This is a genomic window from Protofrankia sp. CiP1_Cm_nod3 (genome assembly GCF_982290655.1).
This window is the reverse complement of sequence record NZ_CEVIVD010000189.1, coordinates 2,482-7,089: the sequence shown is the minus strand read 5'-3', so window position 1 is coordinate 7,089 and position 4,608 is coordinate 2,482. Positions and strand designations below refer to the sequence as shown.

General features: G+C 69.3%; 4 protein-coding genes. 3 read left to right on the top strand and 1 reads right to left on the bottom strand.

Annotation, left to right across the window (positions count from 1 at the left end; all coding sequences use genetic code 11):
* A partial coding sequence (locus AC5LUJ_RS22180) for an IS110 family RNA-guided transposase (protein ID WP_493465666.1) occupies positions 1–816 on the top strand: 816 nt, incomplete at its 5' end.
* Positions 817–987: 171 nt separating this feature from the next.
* Positions 988–2,073 (top strand): IS1380 family transposase, encoded by a 1,086-nt coding sequence (locus AC5LUJ_RS22175; protein WP_250287292.1) that lies wholly within the window; start codon positions 988–990, stop codon positions 2,071–2,073.
* 6 nt (positions 2,074–2,079) lie between these two features.
* Here AC5LUJ_RS22175 and AC5LUJ_RS22170 read toward each other — a convergent pair whose 3' ends face one another.
* A complete protein-coding gene (locus AC5LUJ_RS22170; protein WP_250287295.1) occupies positions 2,080–3,717 on the bottom strand; it encodes an IS1634 family transposase in 1,638 nt (545 codons plus the stop codon).
* Between the two features lie 96 nt (positions 3,718–3,813).
* Here AC5LUJ_RS22170 and AC5LUJ_RS22165 point away from each other — a divergent pair.
* Positions 3,814–4,608 (top strand): hypothetical protein (locus tag AC5LUJ_RS22165; RefSeq protein ID WP_493465665.1); only part of this gene is annotated, 795 nt, incomplete at its 3' end.

The following is a 4,608-nucleotide window of genomic DNA, read 5'->3' as shown; positions in this document are numbered from 1 at the left end:
AAGACCCGCGAGGTCCAGCGGTTGGAGAAGCTGATGCAGGACGCCGGGGTGAAACTCACCAGCGTGGCGTCGCAGCTGCTGGGGGTCTCGGGCCGGGCGATCCTGGAGAAGATGATCGCCGGGGAGCGGAACCCCGAGTATCTCGCCGAGCTGGCTCGCGGCCGGCTGCGGGGGAAGATCCCTGCGCTGACCGAGGCGTTGGCCGGGACGTTCCGCTCGGGTCATCACGGTTTTCTCGCCGCGCAGCTGCTGGCACGGATCGATCTGTGTGACGAGCAGATCGCCGAGCTCGACCAGCGGATTGAGGTGATGATCGCCCCTTTTGTGGAGACGGTGGACCGGGTCACGACGATTCCGGGGGTGGGTAGGGTCACCGCGATCGTGCTGCTCGCCGAGGTCGGGATCGACATGTTTCGGTTCCCGACCGCGGGGCATCTGGCGTCCTGGGCGGGAATCTGCCCAGGGAACCACACCTCGGGCGGGAAACGGCTGTCTGGCCGTACCCGCCACGGGAACAAATGGTTACGCACCTCGTTGACCGAGGCGGCGTGGGCCGCGGCCCGGAGTAAGAACACCTATCTGGCGTCGCATCATGCCCAGGTCCGGGGCCGTCGCGGGGTCCAGAAAGCGATCGGGACGACCCGCCACGACATTCTGATCGCTTACTGGCACATCGTCGCAGGCAACACCGAGTACCACGACCTCGGCGGTGACTGGCACACCCGCCGCCGCCGGAACCCGGAGAAACGAAAGAACACTCTCGTCGGCGAACTGGAGAAGCTCGGCTACACCGTCACTATCGAACCCGCGGCCTGACCCCAAAGCACCAGATCGGCATTCCGTACGCGCGGACCAACCAGCACCGGGTCCCTGCGCGATCCCGCACGTCCCGACCCAGCCCCTCCGTGGTCCGGTAATTCACTCCTCAGCTGGGAGGATGGGAGTTCTCTACGCTTCCGTCCACCCGATCGAGAGGGCACTTCGCACGTGCGATTGTTGCATGCGGCCTCGAGGACCCACGTCCGGTTCGACGACCCTGACCTGATCGCCTGCGCGGGACTCGTCCCGGTGATGCGGCTGGGCGAACGCGCCGGCCTGCCCGAGCTGGTCACCGAACACCTACGACCGGCCGACCCCAAGGGCGTCAACGCCCCGGCGAAGGTGGGGTGCCTGGTCGCTGACATGCTCGCCGGCGCCGACTCCATCGAGGACATGGGACTGCTGCGCCACGGCGCGGTGGGCGACCTGTTCGGCGGAGTCCGCGCCCCTTCGACGCTCGGGTCGTTCCTGCGGGCGTTGGACTGGGGCAACGTCCGCCAGCTGGGCAAGGTCAACCGGCTGCTGCGGGCGGGTCTGGCCGCCCAGGCGCCGTCGCTGTCTGGTGCCGACGTGCTGGCGTTCGTCGACGTCGACTCCTGCCAGCGGCGGGTCTACGGCCCGGCCAAGCAGGGCGCCGCGTTCGGCCACACCACAATCGCAGGAAAATCGCTGCTGGTCCGCGGGCTGAACGCGCTGGTCGGCACACTGTCCACCCCGACCGCGGCACCGGTCGTTGCCGCCACACGGTTGCGCGGCGGCAACGCCGGCTCCGCCCGCGGCGCGGCGTCGTTCGTCGCCGAGACCGTCACCACCGCCCGCCAGACCGGCGCCACCGGAACTCTGCTCGTGCGGATGGACTCGGCGTTCTACTCCGGGGCGGTCGTGGCGGCCTGCCGCCGTGGCGGCGCCCACTTCTCCATCACCACCCCACTCGACCGCAAGAGTGCGCGGACGGTCGCCGCGATCGGCGACGATGCCTGGACACCGATCCGCTACCCCCGCGCGATCTGGGACGAACAGACCGGCCAGTGGATCTCGGACGCGCAGATCGCCGAGGTGCCCTACACCGCGTTCGCCTCCAGCCGAGCACACCGCACCGACGGCCGCCTCGTCGTACGCCGGGTCAAAGACCTCAACCGCAAGGCGGCGGCTGGCCAGGGGGAGCTGTTCACCGCCTGGCGCTACCACACGGTGTTCACCGACAGCCCGTTCACTCTGGCCCAGGCCGAAGGCCAGCACCGCGACCACGCCTGAGTTCGGTCATTTGGTTAGTGCCTTGCCCGTGAGGGCGTCGAGCAGGGTTCTGCGTTCGGGGTCGAGTTCGGGTGGGAAGGTCTGGATGGCGCCGTTGATCGCGATGGTCGCGGAGCGGAGTGGGCGGAGCTGTCGGATGACGTTGCGGACCGCGAGGCCGGTGCGGTTCTGGATGGCGCGGGCGACGGCGAGCGCGGTGAACACGATGGTCAGGTGGGCGTCGATCGCGTCTTTGGTGTGTACGAACATGGGCCGGGCGGCGAGGTCGGTCTTGGACATCCGGAACGACTGCTCGACGTGCCGGAGGTTGTGGTAGTTCGCGATGACCTCGTGGGTGGTCAGGACGGTGACCGGGAGGTTGGTGACGTAGCCCTTGAGGCCGACGAGTCGGCGGGCGCGGGCGAGGCTGGCCTCGTCGAGGGTGGTGGCGTTGCCTTTGACCGTGACGAATCTCGGGGTGCGCGCGGTCTTTTCTCCCCCGACGACGGCGCGGGCGCGGTTCTCCTGGGCGGTGAGGGTCCTGGTGTCGCGGGCGGCGCGTCTGGCGGAGTAGGCCCAGACCGCCCGCCACGACGCGGGGTGCTGTTCCCGGTCCCAGACGGGCCCGGCCTTCACCGCAACGTCGTTGTCCCGGTTGCGGCCCTTTCTGGGAGTGATCGTGTCGATGATCTGCCCGTCGGTGCACGCGTCGCCGTACCAGCGGAAGTGGGACTCCAGATCGATCGGCGCCTTGGTGACCCGGGGGCCGACGATGAACCCGAACCCGGCCTCGTCGAGGTCGCGCAGGTTGCCCGCCGAGAGCATGCCGGCGTCGGCGACCACGACCAGGTTCTCCAGGCCGTGACGGTTCTTGAACTGGCGGACGATCGACAGGATCGTCGCGGTCTCGGCCCGGTTGCCCTCGTAGCAGCCGATCTCGAGCGGGAACCCGTACCGGTCGACGAGTAGCCCGACGACGATCTGTGGGTCGACGCGGCGTTCCTTGGAGTAGCCGACCCGGCGCAGTTCGTTCTCTTTCTCGGCCTCGAAGTACAGCGTGGTCACGTCGTAGAGACACAGCGAGACATCACCAGCGGCCCCGGCGTGGGCGAAACACAGCCCCGCGGACTGGTCGCGGTAGCCGTCCCGCTGGGCGCGCAGCAGAGTACGGCGCATCGTCTTCTCACTCGCCGGCGTGGCGCCGAGGTCCACCAGCACCCTGCCGGTGTCCAGGATCGACGTCGGCTCGACCAGCCTGGCGATCACCAGGTCCCGGAACACCTCGTCGCCCGGGGCGTCGAACCCCAACGACGTGAACACCGAGACGAGCACGTCGTAGAGCACCCGCGAGCCGGTCGCGACCACCCGCGGCCCAGCGACCGCCACCCGCCCACGCGGTGGTTCCACGGCCACGTCGAACAGAACCGCCGGGGCAGGGCCGGCCTTGCCGAGCAGCGGGGTCCTCACCGCGACCGGCTCGACCCCGAGCTCGCCCTGGCCCGGAGCCTCCAACAGTTCCCGGGCCCGCGCGATGAGCACCCCGAGCTCGGCCTCGGTATGCGCCGAACCCACATGCGCGACGATCCGCCGCCGGCCCCCGACCGACTCGGCGATCTGCACAGCCGTCGCCCCCGGCGCCGTCCGCACCCGCCGAATCCAGGCCACGACCACACCGTAGAGCACCAATTAGTGCCTCATAACCACCCACCAGGCACCCATCGCCCCAGGTCAACGTACTACACCATGATCGAAAATGGGCGGGTGACCGAACTCAGGTCCTACGACGCCGGTGGGCTGCCGGTGGGTGTGCTGGCGCCGGGTGGGGTGACCCGGGCGCGGACGTTCGACGCGCTGGGCCGGCTGACCGCCGAGTCCGGGTCGGGTGGGGGTGCGGCGGCGGCGTCGCGGTCGGTCGGCTATGACCTGGCCGGCCGGGTGACGTCGGTGAACCATCCGTCGGGCAGTGTGTCGTTCACCTATAACGACCGGGATCTGTTGACGGGTAGTGCGGGGCCGGCGGGCAGTGCGTCGTTCGGTTATGACGGTTCGAGTCGGATGGTGTCGCGGACGGACGCGGCCGGGGTGTCGTCGTTCGGCTATGACGCCCGGGATGATCTGACGTCGACGACGGGTGCGGCCACGGGTGGTACCCGCGGCCTGGTGTATGACGATGCCGGTCAGCTGACCTCGGTGACGTATGCGTCGGGTGGGGCGGTCCGGACGTTCGGTTATGACGATCTGGGTCGGACGACGACGGACACTCTGACCGGTCCGGGTGGGACGTTGCGGGCGGCGACCTACGGCTACGACAGCAACGACAACCGGCTGACCGAGACGTTGTCTCCGTCGGGTCTGTCCGGGTCGGGGAACCAGAGTTACGGCTATGACCGGTCGAACCGGCTGGTCTCCTGGACCGGCCCGGGTGGGGCGACCACGACGTACGGCTGGGATGCGGCGGGTAACCGCACGTCGGTGAACGGTGCGGCGGCGAGTGTCGACGAGCGGAACCGGCTGCTCTCGGACGGGACCGCGACCTACACCTACACCCCGCGGGGG